Annotated in this window: 13 protein-coding genes and 1 pseudogene; 8 read left to right on the top strand and 6 right to left on the bottom strand. The window is 77.7% G+C overall.

The window, feature by feature from the left end; translation table 11 throughout:
• Positions 1 to 245 precede the first annotated feature (245 nt).
• From RND61_RS25485 to RND61_RS25500, 4 genes are all read left to right on the top strand, one after another.
• Entirely contained in the window at positions 246 to 1979 is a 1734-nt protein-coding gene (locus RND61_RS25485; protein WP_315880431.1) for a PucR family transcriptional regulator ligand-binding domain-containing protein, read from the top strand.
• Positions 1980 to 2921: 942 nt separating this feature from the next.
• Positions 2922 to 3683 (top strand): hypothetical protein, encoded by a 762-nt coding sequence (locus RND61_RS25490; RefSeq protein WP_315880432.1) that lies wholly within the window; start codon positions 2922 to 2924, stop codon positions 3681 to 3683.
• 97 nt (positions 3684 to 3780) lie between these two features.
• Positions 3781 to 5361 carry a hypothetical protein gene (locus RND61_RS25495; protein ID WP_315880433.1) on the top strand — a complete coding sequence of 527 codons (1581 nt, stop codon included), beginning with the start codon at positions 3781 to 3783 and terminating at the stop codon, positions 5359 to 5361.
• A gap of 217 nt (positions 5362 to 5578) precedes the next feature.
• Complete coding sequence (locus tag RND61_RS25500) at positions 5579 to 5983, top strand: ChaB family protein (RefSeq protein ID WP_315880434.1); 405 nt, start codon at positions 5579 to 5581, stop codon at positions 5981 to 5983.
• A gap of 97 nt (positions 5984 to 6080) precedes the next feature.
• On the opposite strand, the gene RND61_RS25505 is transcribed toward RND61_RS25500, so the two are convergent.
• Together RND61_RS25505 and RND61_RS25510 are read right to left on the bottom strand one after the other, a co-directional pair.
• Positions 6081 to 7193 carry a hypothetical protein gene (locus RND61_RS25505; protein ID WP_315880435.1) on the bottom strand — a complete coding sequence of 371 codons (1113 nt, stop codon included), beginning with the start codon at positions 7191 to 7193 and terminating at the stop codon, positions 6081 to 6083.
• A gap of 22 nt (positions 7194 to 7215) precedes the next feature.
• Positions 7216 to 7968, bottom strand: coding sequence for a GntR family transcriptional regulator (locus RND61_RS25510; protein ID WP_315880436.1), 753 nt, complete (start codon positions 7966 to 7968; stop codon positions 7216 to 7218).
• 150 nt (positions 7969 to 8118) lie between these two features.
• Between RND61_RS25510 and RND61_RS25515 the strand changes: the two genes are divergently transcribed.
• Complete coding sequence (locus tag RND61_RS25515; protein WP_315880437.1) at positions 8119 to 8970, top strand: (2Fe-2S)-binding protein; 852 nt, start codon at positions 8119 to 8121, stop codon at positions 8968 to 8970.
• A gap of 44 nt (positions 8971 to 9014) precedes the next feature.
• Here the strand turns inward: RND61_RS25515 and RND61_RS25520 are convergent, their stop codons facing one another.
• Positions 9015 to 9980 carry a carbohydrate kinase family protein gene (locus tag RND61_RS25520; protein WP_315880438.1) on the bottom strand — a complete coding sequence of 322 codons (966 nt, stop codon included), beginning with the start codon at positions 9978 to 9980 and terminating at the stop codon, positions 9015 to 9017.
• 288 nt (positions 9981 to 10268) lie between these two features.
• On the opposite strand from RND61_RS25520, the gene RND61_RS25525 reads away from it, so the two are divergent.
• On the top strand, positions 10269 to 11327 hold the full coding sequence (locus RND61_RS25525) for a DUF2637 domain-containing protein (RefSeq protein WP_315880439.1): 1059 nt from the start codon (positions 10269 to 10271) through the stop codon (positions 11325 to 11327).
• Positions 11328 to 11385: 58 nt separating this feature from the next.
• On the opposite strand, the gene RND61_RS25530 is transcribed toward RND61_RS25525, so the two are convergent.
• The 3 genes from RND61_RS25530 to RND61_RS25540 form a co-directional block, all read right to left on the bottom strand.
• A complete protein-coding gene (locus tag RND61_RS25530; protein ID WP_315880440.1) occupies positions 11386 to 11808 on the bottom strand; it encodes an ATP-binding protein in 423 nt (140 codons plus the stop codon).
• A 161-nt stretch (positions 11809 to 11969) separates the two neighbouring features.
• Positions 11970 to 13712 carry a pyruvate dehydrogenase gene (locus RND61_RS25535; RefSeq protein ID WP_315880441.1) on the bottom strand — a complete coding sequence of 581 codons (1743 nt, stop codon included), beginning with the start codon at positions 13710 to 13712 and terminating at the stop codon, positions 11970 to 11972.
• A gap of 27 nt (positions 13713 to 13739) precedes the next feature.
• Positions 13740 to 14894 carry a protein phosphatase 2C domain-containing protein gene (locus RND61_RS25540; RefSeq protein ID WP_315880442.1) on the bottom strand — a complete coding sequence of 385 codons (1155 nt, stop codon included), beginning with the start codon at positions 14892 to 14894 and terminating at the stop codon, positions 13740 to 13742.
• Positions 14895 to 15201: 307 nt separating this feature from the next.
• Here RND61_RS25540 and RND61_RS25545 point away from each other — a divergent pair, with 307 nt between their 5' ends.
• Positions 15202 to 16188, top strand: a complete 987-nt coding sequence (locus RND61_RS25545; protein WP_315880443.1) for a helix-turn-helix domain-containing protein — start codon at positions 15202 to 15204, stop codon at positions 16186 to 16188.
• 131 nt (positions 16189 to 16319) lie between these two features.
• Positions 16320 to 16638: pseudogene (locus tag RND61_RS25550) on the top strand (ABC transporter ATP-binding protein); the annotation flags it as partial.
• Between the last annotated feature and the right edge of the window lie 114 nt (positions 16639 to 16752).

The raw sequence follows: 16752 nt of genomic DNA on the forward strand, positions 1-16752 counted from the left end.
CGGGGCTCGGGGACGGCCGGCCCTGGGGTGTTCCTGTGGTGTTCACGCTTGACGGGCTCAGTACACCCACCCGTGCTCCGCCCGGTGCAGTCACCGAAAACATGAAGGAATTGGCTGGCGGCGCCCACCGTCTTGTAGATTCGAACGAAAGACGGGGATCGGTAACCTCTTCGTTTTCCCCCGGAAACGGTGACGCGGGTCACCGTTTCCGACGAGACACCACGAGAAGGATCGGCGGCAAGGACATGCGGCTGCGCGCACTGCTGGAGACCGACGCGCTGGGGCTGCGGCTGCTCGGCGGCGAGGACGAGCTCGACCGCGCCGTGCGCGGCGTCATGACCACGGACCTCAGGGACCCCAGCCGCTACCTGTCCGGCGGTGAGCTGGTCCTCACCGGCCTGGCGTGGCGGCGGGACGCGGCGGACTCCGAGCCGTTCGTGCGGATCCTGGCGGCCGCCGGAGTGGCGGGGCTCGCGGCCGGCGAGGCGGAGCTGGGCGCCGTCCCGGACGACCTCGTGCAGGCGTGTTCGCGCCACCGGCTGCCCCTCTTCGCGGTCCACGAGTCCGTCGCGTTCGCGAAGATCACGGAACATGTCGTTCGACAGGTGTCCGGGGAGCGCGCCGGGGACCTCGCCGCGGTCGTCGACCGGCACCGGCGGCTGATGACCTCCGGTCCGGCCGGCGGCGGGCCCGAGGTCGTCCTCGACCTGCTCGGCTCCGACCTGGACCTGCGCGCCTGGGTCCTGTCTCCGACCGGGCGGCGCGTCGCGGGCGCCGGCGCGCCGCTGCCCGCCGACGTGGCCTCCGCCCTCGCCGGCGAGCACCTGGCCGCGGCCCGCGCCGGGCGGCGCGGCCCGCACCGGGCGCAGGTCGGGGGGACCACGTACTCGCTCTTCCCGATCCGCAACACCGGACGCGGCGCCGCACCGGCGGCCCGGGACGTGCGCGAGACGGTGTTGTCGGACTGGCTGCTCGCCGTGGAGGCGGACGCCGGTGACTGGCCGGCGGCGCGGCTGGACCTGCTCCAGGGCGTCACGCAGCTGATCGCCGTGGAGCGCGACCGCCGGGACGCCGCGCGCACGGTACGGCGCCGGCTCGCCCAGGAGGTGCTGGAGCTGGTGCAGGCGGGCGCCGCGCCCGCGGAGGTCGCGGCCCGGCTGCGGGTGGCCGCGCCGGTCCTGCTGCCCGGGCTGGGTACGGCCCCGCACTGGCAGGTCGTCGTGGCGCGCGTCGAGTGGAGCGGGGACGGCGCCGTCGAGGCGGGTCCGGTCGCGCAGTCGCTGCTGGAGGAGGTGCTGGTCGACCCGGCGGCGACGGGGGCGGACCCGGCCGACCGGATCGCCGTGGCGCACTCCGGGGACGAGGCGATCGCGCTCGTACCGCTGCCGGTCGCCGACCCGGCGCCCGCGTCCGACGAGGACACCGCGGCGGACGGCGGGGCGGAGCGGCCGGGCACCGGGGCGGCGGCGGACGGCGCCGGGCCCGGGCTGCACGCGGAGCGGCTGCTGGCCGCCGTGCGGGCGCCGCTGTCGGCGGGCCTCGCCGACGACGGGCGGCTCACGCTGGGCGTCAGCGCGACCGTGCACTCGGCGGAGGGGCTGCGCGGCGCCCTGGAGGAGGCCCGGCACGCCCGCCGGGTCGCGGCGGCGCGCCCCGGCCGGGTCTGCGCGGCGGGCCACCACGAGCTGGCGTCGCACGTGCTGCTGCTGCCGTTCGTCCCGGACGACGTGCGCCGCGCGTTCACGGCACGGCTCCTGGACCCGCTGCGCGACTACGACCGGCGCCACCGGGCGGAGCTGATCCCCACCCTGGAGGCGTTCCTCGACTGCGACGGCTCCTGGACGCGCTGCGCGACCCGGCTGCATCTGCACGTCAACACGCTGCGGTACCGCGTGGGCCGCATCGAGCAGCTGACGGATCGCGACCTGTCGCGCCTGGAGGACAAGCTGGACTTCTTCCTGGCGCTGCGCATGTCCTGACGCCGCGGCGGGCGGTCCGCCGGAGCGGGCGCGAAGCGGACGGGCCCGTCGAGGACCCGTCCGCGCGGACCGGCGGGGACCCGGCGGACGAGGTCGCGGGAAGGGGTCCGTCCCCCACCGGGTCGCCGTCGCCCGTACGAAGACGGGGGCGGCGAGCGCGGCGATGGCCCGGGCCCCGGGCGCCGGCTCGGGAGGACGACACCGAGCACGGCGACGGCCCGGGCCCCGGGGGCGCCGCCGAGCACGGCCGTGCCGACCGTGTGCGCGGCGGGTGCGACGAGCGCGGTCCGGTCGCGGGGACGGCCCGGTCGGCGGGGGCGGTGGCGAAGGTGCGCGCCGCCGTGGACCGCACCGCCCGGCCCCCGGCGGGCGGCAGTGGCGGCTTGACGGAACGGACCGGCTCCCCGGCCCCTCCCCCGGCCGCCGGGGGGCACCGGCGGCCGGGTCGCACGGGGCGCCGCCCGGGCGGGCCGCCGTGCCGCCGCCCGCGTCGCGTCACGCGCGCGTGCACCCCGGCCGCGGCGGGCCGGCGCTGCTCGCCCCGGACGCGCCCCGCGCCGCCGCGCGGCCGCGCGGGGCACGGTTGCCGCCGTGCCGCCGCGGGCGGTGTGTCCCGGCCGGGCGGCGCGCCGCGGGGCGGGGCCCGGTGGTCGCCGCGTCTCCCGCGCCCCGCCGGCCGCCGTCAGCCGCGGCGGCCACGCAGGGGTTCACCTTTTCGACGGAACGTCACCCGCCGCCACCCACGGGTTCCCGCCCCCTCGACGGTGGCGATCACCTGGCGCTGCCGCCCCCGGGCGGCGGCGCGCCCCGCGACCCCGCCGGCAGGTGATTGTGAATCAATTCACTCGACCCCTTGGCCGGGTGTGCGTTTCCGTGCTGTGATGCGTCCGGACTCAACAGCCCAACGGTGCGCTCGGGGAGGGCAATGTGGCGCATACCGCCATGTCTGGTTCCGGAACGACCGAAGGTGACGATCCTCTCCAGACCGCGGTATGGCGGCTGCGCTCCCGCGCCTGCTGGACCGACGCGGCCGCCCTGCTCGCCCCCGGCGCCGACGACCCGCCCGTCGCGGTGCAGCGGGCCGCGCTGCTGATCGAGCGGTGCCTCTACACGGAGACGGGGTGGGCGGAGGCCGAGGACGCGCTGCGCGCCGCCGAGGCCGTGGCCCAGGCCGACGACGACCGCGGCGCAGCCGCCTGCGAGCGCGGCTACCTGGCGTACGCGGCGACGCTGCACGGCGTACGCGACCGGGCGGACGAGGCGCGGGCGGCGCTCGGCCGGGCGGCGGCGCTGCTCGGGCCGTCCTCGCCGGGGCGCGCGCTGCTGGACTTCCGGCGCGGGCTGCTCTCCCAGTACCTCGCGGACGCGCCGCAGGCCGCCCGCGCCGCGTACCGGCGGGCCCACGCGGCGGCGACCGCGCAGGGCGACACGCTCCTGATGTCGTTCACCTGGCGCCACCTGGCCGGACTCGCGCTGCGCGAGGGCGAACTCGCCGAGGCCCGGCACGGGTTCGCGGAGTCGCTGCGGCTGCGCGAGGAACTGGGCTACCTGGTGGGCACGGCCCCGGCGCTGGCCGCGCTCGCGGACGCCGAGCCCGAGCCGGAGGCGAGCCGCCTGCGGGCGGAGGCGCGGCGGCTGTTCCACCTCCTGGGCGGCGTACCGACGTGGCTCGCCGCGCACCTGGCGCCGCACCCGGCGGTCTGACCCCGGCGGTCCCCGGCCGGTCCCGGCTGGACACGCCGGGCCGCCGCGTGGATCATCGCGCGGACGGTACGGCGACGGCACCACACGGGGGGCGGACATGACGGACACCGGGCACACGCGCGCGCGGGAGCGGGCGGTGGAGGCGGTCGCGGCGCTGCGGTCCCTGGCCGCCCGCCGGCCGGACGACATCGCCCTCCTCGGCGGCTTCGCCGACGCCGTGCTCGACGGCTGGCCCGCGCCGGTGCCGGAGGCCGTCCGGACCGTGCTCCGCGAGACCGGCGGCATCACCGTCGGCGGCGTGCCGTACCGGTTCGGGCCGGGTCCCGCGCGCCACGACGGCCTGTGGGAGCTGGGCGCCCTGTCGCACGGGGAGGGCACGCTGTACGTCGGTGTCGGCAGCGGCAGCGCCTCGGGGGACGTAGAGGGCGCGGAGGACGCGGAAGACGCAAAAGGCGCGGAAGGCGCAGGGGACGCGGAGGGGCGGGCCGACTGGGGCCCGGTCGTCTCCCTCCTCCAGCGGCTCGACGACCACGAACTGACGATCGAGGCACCGACGTTCACCGACTGGCTGCTCGCCGTGGCGGAGCTGCTCGGCGGCGGCGCCGAGGACCTCGACGACCGCCCGGCGCCGGCCGTCTCCGTCCCCGCCGTCCCCACCGTCGCCGTCGCGGAGGGCGGCGACCCCGAACTGGCCGCGCTCGTCGGGCGCGGCGACTCCCTCACCGACCTGGTGGACCTGCGCACCCCGCCCGGCCACCCCTGCGCGGTCCGCTGGGAGCCGTACTACTCGCTGGACCACGGCACCGCCGACACCGGCGGCAGCGAGACCGTCCTGCGGCTCGCCGGTGACGGCCGGGCGCTGCTGGTGCGCAGCGACGTCAGCGGCGACTTCCTCGACCGTCCCGTCACCCGGCACCGCGTCCCGGCGAACGCCCCGGCGCGGGCCGTCGCGGAACTGCGCGCGCTCGCCGCCGCGTTCCCGGACCGGGTGGTACTGGGACCGGGCTGCGCGGACGCCGCCATGGACGCCTGGCCGGTGCCCGTGCCGGAGGACGTCCGGACCGTGCTCCGGGAGATCGGCGCCGTGGCCGTGGACGGCATGCCGCCGCTGCGGCTCCTACCGGGCGCGCCCGAGCACGCGGTCGACCCGGAGGCGCACCGCATGATGGGCGGCGACGGGGCGTACTGGCCGGTGGCGCTCGCCCGGCACGCGCGCCGGGGCGCCCTCGTACAGGTGCGTGTCGACGCGGAGAGCGGCACCTGGGGGTACGTCGTGTCGGTGCCGGCCGGTCCGGCCGAACTGCGCGAGGACCCGGAGGTGACCGTGCTCGCCGAGTCGCTGCCGCACCTGCTGCTGACCGTCGCCCGGTACGCGCGCGAGGCGGCGGCGACCGGTGACTTCGCGCGCGCCGTGCGGGACGCCACGCGCTCCTTCTTCCCGAACACGGGCGAGCCCTGGACCCGCCCGGTGCCCGTCGAGGAGTTCGCGGGCTCCGGCGACCCCCTGACGGCCGCGCTCGCGGACCTGCCGGCCGGCACGCACGCGGCGGACCTGCGGGGCGCCCCGTTCCCCAGCGACGTCTGCTTCCACCGCGCCGAGGACTGGGGCCACCGGCCCCTCGACCGGCTTCTCTTCCCGGGTGCGGGCCGCCTGGTCGCGGCGGTGCCCGCGCCCTGACCGGCGCCCGCCCCCGGCCCGCGGGCCCCTTGGCCCCCGGCCGAGCGCGGTGGCGGGTTCCCGGGCAGGGGCGCGGGGGCGCGGCCGGTGGCGTCCCGCACCGGGGCGGCGGCTCGGGCACCGGGGCGGCGGCCGGTCGGGGCACGGCGCGTTTCGGGGACGGCGGCGGGGGCACACGTCCGGCGTCCGTCCCAGGGGATCCCCGGAGGTGATCTGCATGCCAGGGCGTGAGGAGTTGCCCTCGACGCTGGAGCGGTCCGCGGAGGACGCCCAACGGACCTGGATCAAGGCCCACGACTCGGCCGTCGAGCAGTACGGCGAGGGGGAGCGGGCCCACCGGGTCGCCTTCAGCGCGCTGAAGCACACGCACGAGAAGGTGGGCGACCACTGGGAGCGGAAGGAAGGGGGCCGCAAGGGCCCCTCCGACCCGCGCGCCGCGGCCCCGCGCGGCGAGCCGGCCCGCAGCGGCGAAGGCGTCGACGAGAACGCCTCGAAGCAGCACCTGTACGACATGGCGAAGCGGCTGGGCGTCGAGGGCCGGTCGCACATGTCGAAGGCGGAGCTGGTGGAGGCGCTGCGCAAGGAGAACCGTTCGCGGACCCGCCGGGCGCGGGAGAGCTGAGCGGCAGCGCCCCGGCGCGTCCCACCGGACCGTCGCACCGGGGCGTCGCACTGGTCCGTCGCACCGGACCGTCACACCGGGGCGTCGCTGCGGACCGTCACGCGGGCCGGAGCCGTACGCACGCGGTGTCCGTGCCGACCGCCAGGGAACCGTCGGGGAGCACCGCGACCGCCCGCACGGCCGGCCCCGGCCGGAACGGGCGCGCGGCGCGCGCCTCCAGGTCGCGGAGCTCCACCAGCCCGTCCGCCCAGGCGACCGCCAAGGCCGTGCCCCGCGCGTGCAGGGCGGCCACCGGGTGCGGGCGCCGGGCCACCACCGGAGCGTCGCCCGCGGCCCCGTCGGGCCGCCAGGCGCGTACGGTGCCGTCGGCGCCACCACTGTAGGCGAGGGGCCCCGCGGTCGCCGCGAGGGCGGTGACCCGGCCGGAGTGGAGCGCCGCCTGGCGCAGCCCGGAGAGGCTGAAGGCGTGTGCGGAGCCCATCCGGTCCCCGGTGAGGACCGTGTCGCCGACGGCCGCGAGCGCGGTGGCCGGGTGGGTCGCGAGGGTCGCCGCCACCGCCTCCACCAGGCGCGGCGCGGGCGCCGCCGGCGTGCGCAGCCGGCCCCGCTCGTCGAGGGTCAGCCGCGTGCCGTCCCCCAGGCAGGCCACCGCCCTGGTGCGCGGATCGCCGCTCTCGACCGGCCGCCCGCCGCACACGGTCAGCGCCGTCACCCGGCCCTCCCGGACGTCGGCCACCGTCCAGGGCGCGCCCGCGGCGAGGGCGGCCAACTCGGCCCGCAGGGCCGCCGCGGCGTCCCCGGGCAGGGCGGCCAGCAGGGCCAGGGCCCGGTCGGCGGGGGTCTGGCCGTCCCGTACGAGCGCCTGGCCGGCCCGCAGCCACGCGGTGCGCAGCCCTCCGTGCGCGCCGGGCCCGTCCTCGTACGCGCGGGTCACCCGTACGGGGTCGGCGGCGCAGACCGCGCGCGGGTCGGACAGGCGCGGGCGGCCCCGCGGGGCGGCGGGCCGGGGCGGCGCGGGTTCTTCGAGGGCGACCTCGACGTGGCCCAGGACGCGCAGCTCGGCCGCCAGTTCGCGGACGCCGGGCGTGTCGGCGGGCAGGACGACGCGGTCGGGGCGGCGCGGGGCGTCCAGCAGGGCGGTGAGCAGCTCGCCGGGGGTGCCGGCGACCACGCCGAGCGCGTTGGCGACCGTCCATACCGTGGCGCGCACTGCCGTCCCTCTCCGCCGCCCGTCAGCCCCGGGCGCCCGTGAAGTGCTCACTGACCAGCGACTGGACGACCGTCAGGTCCCCGGCGGCCAGCGCGTCGAGGAGCGCGCCGTGCTCCGCGGCGTCCGCGACGAGGTCGGCGCGGCGGGTGACGGGCGGGCTGACGAGGGGCCACTGCGAGCGGCGGTGCAGCTCGTCGGCGACGGCGACCAGCTGCTCGTTGCCGGCGAGGCGGAGCAGGGCGCGGTGGAAGGCGCGGTCGGCCTCCCCGTAGGTGGCGAGGTCGCCGTGCGCGGCGGCGACCGCGGTGGCCTCGGCCAGGGGGCGCAGCTCCGCCCACCGCTCGGCGGGGACGGTACGGGCGAGGCGCAGCATGACCGGGACCTCGATGAGGGCGCGGACCTCGGCCAGTTCGGCGAGTTCGCGCGGGGTGCGCTCGACGACGCGGAAGCCACGGTTCGGGACGACCTCGACGGCGCCCTCGACGGCCAGCTGCTGCATCGCCTCCCGCACGGGGGTCGCGGAGACGCCGAGGCGCAGGCCCAGGGCGGGGGCGGAGTACACCCGGCCGGGGACGAGGTCGCCGCCGACGAGCGCGGCGCGCAGCGCGTCGAGGACCTGGCCGCGCACGGAGTGCCGCCGGACCGACCGGGGCGTGCCGGGCGGCGGCGGTTCGCCGTGGTCGTGCGCGCCGCGGACCTGTCCGGGGACGCGGTGGGCGGCGTGCGGGCGCCGCTCCGGCCGCTCCGCCGCGTCCCGGGCCCTGCCCTGCTCCACTCGGGTCCTCCTGCCGCTGTGCGCAAGGGCCCGGCTCGCTGGTGCGGGGGCCCTGTGTGCACGATAGGCGGACGGGGCGGGGGGGTACACATCGATCAGATCGGCTAAGGTAAGGCTAACCTGCAAACGATCGCGATTCGGTGGTCCTGCATGTCTCTCTCCGCACTGCTGCCCTCCGCTCCCGCGTCGCCCGTCGCGGCCTCGTACGCCCGTCTCTCCGAGGTCTTCCCCGGCCTGCGCGTGCACGAGCTCGCGGAGGGCGAGCCGTCGCCGCGCGGCGACGGCTGGGTCCGCGCGGACGAGCTGGCGGCCGGCGGCCCCGCGCTCGACGCGTTCCTCGCCTGGGACGAGGCGCAGGTGCTGCGCGACTACGGCGTGCCGGCCCGCCCGGACGTCGTCGCGAGCTTCGGCCTCCACCGGTACGCCTGGCCCGCCTGCCTGTTGGTGACGGTGCCGTGGTTCCTGCACCGCCGGGTGCCGCGGGTGCCGGTCGCCGACGTGGCGTTCCAGCGGACGCTGGGCCGGATGGCCGTGCGGGTACGGGAGTTCGCGTGCCTGCCGGGCGACCCGGCCGCCGCCCTGCCCGGCGCCCGGGTCGTTCCCGACGAGGAGGCGCTGCGGGCCGAGGTGCGGGCGGCGGTCGCCGAGCACATCGCCCCCGTGCTGGAGGGGTTCGGCCCGCGCATGCGGCGCCGGGGGCGGGCGCTGTGGGGCATGGCGACGGACGAGGTCGTCGAGGGCGTCTGGTACGTCGCGGGCCTGCTCGGCGAGGAGCCGCGCGCCCTGGCCGAGCTGGAGCTGCTGCTGCCGGGGACGGCGAAGCCGTACGTGGGTCCGGCCGGGTTCCGCGCGCTGACGGCGCCCGACGGCCGGTCGCTGCCCACCCGCGACCGGGCGAGCTGCTGCCTCTTCTACACCCTCCGCCCCGAGGACACCTGCGTCACCTGCCCCCGCACCTGCGACGCGGACCGCGTCCGCAGGCTGACGTCGACGGCAGGCTGACGTCGACGGCGGGCTGACGGCCGGTCGGGGCAGGCGGCCCGGCGTCACGGCAGGCGGCCCGGCGGCCGGGGGAGGTCCGCCGCCCAGGGCGGGTCGGCGCCGGGGACCGCGCAGGTGCGGGCGGCGACCAGGGCGGCGTACGCGCAACTCGCGGCGGTCTCGTCCAGGGTCAGCCCGTCGAGGCGTCCGCCCAGGCGGCCCAGGCCGGCCAGGGCGTGCAGGAGGCCCGCCGTGAAGGAGTCGCCCGCGCCGACCGTGTCGACGACCTCCGCGGGCGGGGCCGGGACCGTGACGCGGGCGCCGTCCAGCGAGGCGAGCGCCCCGCGCGCGCCGAGGGTGACGACGACGAGCCGGGCGCCCGCGGCGTGCCATCGGTCGCAGGCGTCCTCCGGGGCGACGCCCGGCAGCAGCCGGGCGAGGTCGTCCTCGCTGAGGCGCAGGACGTCGGCGAGCGCGCACCAGCGGTCGATCCGCTCGCGGTACGCGGCCGGGGGCACCAGCAGCGGGCGGACGTTGGGGTCGACGCAGACGGTGGCCCGCTCCCGCACCGAGGCGAGGAACTCCTCGACGCGACGGCCACCCGGCTCCCGGACCAGGGCGAGGGAGCCGGTGTGCAGGCAGACCGTGCCGTCCAGGGGCGCGGCGGCCAGTTCGGCGGCGGTCCACTGCCAGTCGGCGGCGCCCTCCGCGAAGAACGCGTACGAGGCGTGGCCGTGGACGTCCACGTCCGCGACCGCCAGGGTGCTCGGTTCGGCCGCCTCCACACAGCCCGTCAGGTCCACGCCGGAGGCCAGCAGGCGGTCCCGGAACAGCCTGCCGAACACGTCGCCGGAGAGCCGCCCGAGGAACCGGGCGGGCGTGCCGAGCCGGGCGAGGGCGACGGCGGTGTTGGCGGGGCCGCCGCCGGGCAGGACGCGCAGCGACAGGGCGTCGGGCCCGGCCGCGCGGCCGGGATCGGCGAAGGCGTCGGCGACGCACTCGCCGAGCACGGTGATCCGCTGACTGCCCATGTCCTCCGCCCTCGGTGCCCCGCGGCCCCGGAAGTGGCCGCCTCGGGTACCAGCATCACACCGATCGCCCCGATCCGGCGCCCGTCCGTGGCGCGTCCCACACCACCCGTCCGAGTGGCCTCATTCGAACCCCCGATACGTTCTTCGTACCGTCGTTCGATCGCACGGCGTCCGTTCGCGGCACCCGGGGCCCCGATGGCGTGCTCTTGCCCCGAAACCCCCTGCCGCACCCCACCGTTCGGCCAGGATGGCGCACCAAACGCCCCACTGCGATACGAGGGACACCCCATGAGACTGACCGACATATCGCTGGACTGGCTGCTCCCGGGCGGTGTGGTGCTCGTCGGAGCCGCCGCGGCGGTGGCGGTGCTCGCGCGCGGCAGGCGCGCCGGGGAGAAGGCCGCGGCCGAGGACTCCTGGGAGCGCGGCGAGGAACGCCGCCGACGGAAGGAGGCCGTCTACGGCATCGCCTCCTACCTGCTCCTCTTCTGCTGCGCGGCCGTCGCCGCCGCACTCTCCTTCCACGGCCTGGTCGGCTTCGGCCGGCAGAACCTGAACCTGTCGGGCGGCTGGGAGTACCTGGTGCCGTTCGGCCTCGACGGCGCCGCCATGTTCTGCTCGGTGCTCGCCGTGCGCGAGGCCAGCCACGGCGACGCGGCGCTCGGCTCCCGGCTGCTGGTCTGGCTGTTCGCCGGGGCCGCCGCCTGGTTCAACTGGGTGCACGCGCCGCGCGGCCTGGGCCACGACGGCGCCCCGCAGTTCTTCGCGGGGATGTCCCTGTCGGCGGCCGTGCTGTTCGACCGGGCGCTCAAGCAGACCCGCCGGGCGGCCCTCCGCGAGCAGGGCCTGGTCCCCCGCCCGCTGCCGCAGATCCGGATCGTCCGCTGGCTGCGGGCGCCCCGCGAGACCTTCGCCGCCTGGTCGCTGATGCTCCTGGAGGGCGTACGGACCCTGGACGAGGCCGTCGAGGAGGTGCGGGAGGACCGGCGCGAGAAGGAGTCGGACCGCCGCCGGCGGCGCGAGCAGCGGAAGCTGGACCGGGCGCGGCTGCGCGCCTTCAACCGGCAGCACCGGGCCTGGGGGGCCGGGCGGGGCGGGCGCCGGGTCGACGTACCGGGCCCGATCGCCTCGCCGGGCTCCGCGCCGGCCGCCGTGGGCGCCTCCGCGGCGGAGCCCGCCATAGCCGAGCCGGGACAGCCGCCGCACCGCTCCCGGCCCTCCCTGCAGGCCGTGAAGGGGGCTGAGCCGCACACCGTCGACCTGACGGCGGAGGACGACACCCAGGCGCTCCCCCGGCTGGACTCCCTGGAGCGGAAGCTCAAGAGCCTGGAGCAACAGTTCGGCTGAGGTTCCGCCCCGGCACGCCGGTGGGCCCGCCGCGCGGAGCGGCGGGCCCACCGGCGTGTCAGCCGACCGGTTTCACCCCGGTCAGTTCGAACCACACGGACTTGCCGACGCCCTGCGCCCGCACCCCCCACGCGTCGGCGAGCGCCTGCACGAGGAGCAGCCCCCTGCCGTGCGTGCCGTCGTCCGACACGGGCACGTACGGGTCGGGGGGCTCGGGAGCGAAGTCCCGGACCTCCACCCGCAGCACGTCGCCGGCGAGCGTCGCGGTGACGACCGCGCCGTGCGCCGTGTGGACCAGCGCGTTGGTCACGAGCTCACTGGTGAGCAGCTCCGCCGCGTGCGCCGGGTCCTCGGCGACCCGGTGGCCCCATAACTCCCGCAGCGCGGCCCTGATCCCGGCGACCGCGGTCAGGTCGCCCGCCCGGACCCGCCGGCGCAGCCACACCGCACCGGGTATGCCCTGGTCCCGCCCGTCCACCATGGGTCCGACCCCTGCCTGACGCCCACTCATAGCCCCCACCCACGTCATCGGCCCTCACATCGAACAGGCACACGGGATCCATGCCCCCGCACCGGTGGTGTCACGCGTCCGGAGCACCGACGGCGGGCGCACGGAGGGGAGCAGTGGGGCACGGCGGGGTGTCAAGGTCGCGGGATGTTCCGCACGTTGGAACGGGCCATCTGGAGCATCCGGCCCACCCCGCCCTCCAGCACGATCTTGCTGGCGGAGAGCGCGAACCCGGTCACCATCTCGGCGCGGATCTTGGGCGGGATGGACAGCGCGTTCGGGTCCGTCACCACGTCCACCAGGGCCGGGCCCCGGTGCCGGAACGCGTCCTTGAGGGCGCCCGCGAGCTGTTTCGGCTTCTCCACCCGCACCCCGTAGGCGCCGGCGGCACGGGCGAGCGCGGCGAAGTCCGGGTTGTGGTTGGTGGTGCCGTGCGAGGGCAGCCCGGAGACCATCATCTCCAGTTCGACCATGCCGAGCGAGGAGTTGTTGAACAGGACCACCTTCACCGGCAGGTCGTACTGGACGAGGGTGAGGAAGTCGCCCATCAGCATGGAGAAGCCGCCGTCGCCCGACAGCGTCACGACCTGGCGGCCGGGGTGGGTGAACTGGGCGCCGATGGCCTGCGGCAGGGCGTTGGCCATCGAGCCGTGGCTGAACGAGCCGATGATCCGGCGCCGCCCGTTGGGGGTGAGGTAGCGGGCCGCCCAGACGTTGCACATCCCGGTGTCGACGGTGAAGATCGCGTCGTCGTCGGCGAGCCCGTCGAGGACGGACGCCACGTACTCGGGGTGCAGCGGGGTGTGCTTCTCCACCTTGCGGGTGTACGCCCGGACGACGCCCTCCAGCGCCTCCGCGTGCTTCTTCAGCATCTTGTCGAGGAACCGCCGGTCCGTCTTGGGGCGGACGCGGGGCACGAGGCAGCGCAGGGTCTCACGGACGTCGCCCCACACGGCGAGGTCCAGCCGGGAGCGCCGCCCGAGTCGCTCGGGCCGCACGTCGACCTGGACGATCCGCACGTCGTCGGGGAGGAAGGCGCTGTACGGGAAGTCCGTGCCGAGCAGGATCAGCAGGTCGCACTCGTGGGTGGCCTCGTAGGCGGCTCCGTACCCCAGCAACCCGCTCATGCCGACGTCGAAGGGGTTGTCGTACTGGATGAACTCCTTGCCGCGCAGGGCGTGGCCGACCGGGGCCTTGACGCGTTCGGCGAACTCCATGACCTCGGCGTGGGCGCCGGCCGTGCCGCTGCCGCAGAACAGGGTGATCCGGTCGGCCGCGTCGACCATGCGGGCCAGCGCGTCGATCTCGGCGTCGCCGGGGCGCACGGTGGGGCGGGTGGTGACCAGGTCGTGGGCGGTGGTCTTCTCGGGGGCGGGCTCGGCGGCGACGTCACCGGGCAGGACGACCACGCTCACCCCGCCGCGCCCGACGGCGTGCTGGACCGCGGTGCGCAGCAGCCGGGGCACCTGCTTCGGGTTGGAGATCATTTCGCAGTAGTGGCTGCACCGCTGGAACAGCTGGTCCGGATGGGTCTCCTGGAAGTAGCCGAGGCCGATCTCGCTGGAGGGGATGTGGGAGGCGAGCGCGAGGACCGGGGCCATGGAGCGGTGCGCGTCGTACAGGCCGTTGATGAGGTGGAGGTTGCCGGGGCCGCACGACCCGGCGCAGGCGGCGAGCCGCCCGGACACCTGCGCCTCGGCCCCGGCCGCGAACGCGGCGCTCTCCTCGTGCCGTACCTGGATCCATTCGATGCCGCGGGTGCGCCGGACGGCGTCCACGACCGGGTTGAGGCTGTCGCCGACGACCCCGTACAGCCTCTGGACGCCGGCGCGGACGAGGGTGTCGACGAACTGCTCCGCCACGTTCTGTCTGGCCATGGGTCCATCCACGCACGGCCCGCGCGGTTACGCCTCCCAGAGGGCCACCGCCGTACGGTCATCGGCGTACCCCTCCGCCCCCAGTCGGGTGTCGGTGAGGAACGCGGCGAGCCCGGGCGGCGCGTCCGCGGACGCCCAGCGCGCGGCCAGTTCCCGGGCGAGGGCGGGCTCGTGGCGCAGGGGCTCGGCGAGGCCGCCGCCGGCGAGCAACAGGGTGTCACCCGGGCGGGCGACGGAGGCCCGGAAGCGGAACGGCACGGCGGGCGGCGGCGCCAGGTCCTGCCAGACGCCGCCGCGCAACCGGAACAGGCCGCCCGCGCCGGTGCCGAAGAAGATCCGCGTACGGTGGCCGGGGGTGCCGCCCAGCAGCAGGCAGTGCAGGCCGGCGGGGTGCGTGCCGGGGCCGGCGCCCCGTCCGGCGGCGCGGGCGCGGAGCCCGCCGTACGCGTGGTCGGTGAGCCGGCGCAGCCCCGGTCCGAGGTCCTCGCGGCGGCCGGCGGCGATGTCCCGGGCGAGCCGCTCGTGGTGGCGGCCCACGGCCTCCCCGAGCCGGCGGCAGGCGTCCCCTGCGGCGCGGTGCGCGTCCTCGGCGCCGGCCCGGGCACCGGTGGCGACGGCCACCATCACCAGCAGGCCCTCCCCCGCGCCGAACCGGGCGGTGAGCAGGGCGTCCCGGCGCGGCTCGCCGCGGGACCGGGCCGCGTCGCCGCGCGTGGAGGCGGCGCGCAGCGTGAACGTGCCGTAGCGGGCGCCGTCCAGCACCGTGTCGGGGACCGGGTCGGCGGGCCCTCCGGGACGGACCGGGGGCAGGGCGGTCGGCTCGGGGTCGTACGCGGGCGCCCCGCCGCGGGCGTGCGGCGGACGGGGCCCGGCGGGGCGGCCGTCGGGGGCCGGCCCGCCCGGCGCGGGGCGGGCCGGGCGGGGACCGCCGGGGGCGGTGCGGGGGCCCGGGGTGGGGCGGGCCTCCCGGGGAGCGGGGGCGCACGGGGGCGCATCGGACGGGGCGCGTCGGGGCGGCGGGGGCGCGGGGAGCGCGGGGGGTGGGGTGAGGGTGCTGGAGGCGGAGGCGTAGCGGTCGTCGAGGGTGTCGCCCGTCGCGGCCGGGGCCGCCTCCGCGGCCGGATCGCCGTACAGCCGCTCCCACCAGTCGTCGGCGGAGGGCTCGTCCCCCTGTGGGTTCATGGCCTTCATTGTCCTCGGCGGAGGCGCCCCGGGCACGGAACTCCGGCGGGGACACCCCGGAGGGCCCGCCGGGCGCGCCCTCCTTCCCCAATAAAGGAGGGAGCCCGGCGGGCCGCGTGGCCGCGCGCGCCGCGCGCAGAGTCGTGCGGCACGACGCCACGGCGCGGACCACGGTCGAGTGGCCGAGAGGCCGCTGGTGCGGCGGTGGCGTCACCTTGGCAGAGTGGCGGGTGGTGTGGGGATGATGGGCGCGGCGGGTTTGCGCCGTGGCCGTTTCCCGCCACGGCCGAGGGGAGGATGGGTCCGGGTGCTGAGCGCGATTGGGCTCGACGAGCGTCAGGAAGCCGCGTACCGGGCGCTGGTGGCGCTGGGCGCGGCGGAGGTCGCGGACCTGGCGCACCGGTTGGCGCTGCCGGAGCGGGAGACGGAGCGGACGCTGCGGCGACTGGAGGCGCAGGGCCTGGCCGCGCAGTCCTCGTACCGCACGGACCGGTGGGTGGCGGCGCCTCCGGCGGTGGCGCTGGGCGCGCTGCTGACGCAGCAGCGGCACGAACTGGAGCAGGCCGAGCTGGCGGCGGTGGTGCTCGCGGAGGAGTACCGGGCGGAGGCGGCGGCCCAGCCGGCGGTGCACGACCTGGTGGAGGTGGTGACCGGGGCGAGCGCGGTGGCGCACCGGTTCCGGCAGCTCCAGCTCGGCGCGGCGGAGGAGGTGTGCGCCCTGGTGACGGGCCGGCCGGTGGTGGTGACGGGCCCGGAGAACGACGCGGAGGAGCGCGCCGCGGAGCGGGGCGTGGCGTACCGGGTCGTGGTGGAGCGGGAGGTGCTGGAACAGCCGGAGGGGGTGGCGGAGCTGACGTCGGCGCTGCGCCGGGGCGAGCGGGTGCGGGTGGTGGACCGGGTGCCGACGAAGCTGGTCGTCGCGGACCGGTCGCTGGCGATGGTGCCGCTGACGGGCCGGGGCGCGGAGCCGGCGGCGCTGGTGGTGCACGCGAGCGGGCTGCTGGAGTCGCTGGCGGGGCTCTTCGAGGCGGTGTGGCGGGACGCGGTGCCGCTGCGGCTCGGCGCGGTGGACGGCGTTCCGGCGGAGGAGCGGGCGCCGGGGCCGGACGCGACGGACCTGGAGGTCCTGTCGCTGTTGCTGGCGGGCATGACGGACGCGAGCGTGGCGAAGCAGCTCGACCTGGGTCTGCGGACCGTGCAGCGGCGGGTGAGGGGGCTGATGGAGCTGGCGGGCGTGACGACCCGGCTCCAACTGGGCTGGCACGCCTACGAGCGGGGCTGGGTCACCCGCTGACCCGCCCGGACGGCGCCCGCGGCGCACGCTGGGCGGACGGGCGCGTGACGGCGGCCGTCGGCCGCTTCGGTGGTGCTGTTCGGCCTCCTCGGGCACCGGCGCCGGGCGTTCCCGGGCCGTGGGCCCGCCCACGCGTGTTCGCGGCGTTCCGGCGGGCCGACGGCGAGCTGGGCACGACCGTCGTGATCGTCGCCCACGGCCGGGCGGTCGCCCGCGAGGTCCGCCGCACGGCCGCCCTCCGCGACGGCCGCACGTCCACGGAAGATCCCGCGCCGCACGGGGGTCGACGCGGCCACGGGCGAGGAGGAGGCGGTGGCCCGCGCGTACGCGATGCCCGACCGGGCCGGGCGGCTCCAGTTGCCCGCCGACCGCACGGAGGGCCTCGGGATGCGGGACCGCGCGATGCTCCGCCGGGAGCAGGACCACGTCGGCGTACGGCCGGACGACGCCGACCCTGACGGGCGCCACACCCCCGACGACGCCCACCCCGGCGCACACCACGCCCCGGACGACGCGTCCCGGCGCACGCCGACCCCGGCGGGCGGGTGCCGGGGAACCGCCCGC

Origin of the sequence: Streptomyces tamarix (assembly GCF_032423885.1) — a bacterium.
Taxonomy (GTDB): Bacteria; Actinomycetota; Actinomycetes; order Streptomycetales; family Streptomycetaceae; genus Streptomyces; species Streptomyces tamarix.

Coding starts and splice junctions, on each gene's coding strand:
- RND61_RS25485 (WP_315880431.1), top strand. CDS start 246: ATGCGGCTGCGCGCACTGCTGGAGACCGACGCGCTGGGGCTGCGGCTG.
- RND61_RS25540 (WP_315880442.1), bottom strand. CDS start 14,894: ATGAACCCACAGGGGGACGAGCCCTCCGCCGACGACTGGTGGGAGCGG.
- RND61_RS25490 (WP_315880432.1), top strand. CDS start 2,922: ATGTCTGGTTCCGGAACGACCGAAGGTGACGATCCTCTCCAGACCGCG.
- RND61_RS25520 (WP_315880438.1), bottom strand. CDS start 9,980: ATGGGCAGTCAGCGGATCACCGTGCTCGGCGAGTGCGTCGCCGACGCC.
- RND61_RS25530 (WP_315880440.1), bottom strand. CDS start 11,808: ATGGTGGACGGGCGGGACCAGGGCATACCCGGTGCGGTGTGGCTGCGC.
- RND61_RS25515 (WP_315880437.1), top strand. CDS start 8,119: ATGTCTCTCTCCGCACTGCTGCCCTCCGCTCCCGCGTCGCCCGTCGCG.
- RND61_RS25525 (WP_315880439.1), top strand. CDS start 10,269: ATGAGACTGACCGACATATCGCTGGACTGGCTGCTCCCGGGCGGTGTG.
- RND61_RS25535 (WP_315880441.1), bottom strand. CDS start 13,712: ATGGCCAGACAGAACGTGGCGGAGCAGTTCGTCGACACCCTCGTCCGC.
- RND61_RS25500 (WP_315880434.1), top strand. CDS start 5,579: ATGCCAGGGCGTGAGGAGTTGCCCTCGACGCTGGAGCGGTCCGCGGAG.
- RND61_RS25495 (WP_315880433.1), top strand. CDS start 3,781: ATGACGGACACCGGGCACACGCGCGCGCGGGAGCGGGCGGTGGAGGCG.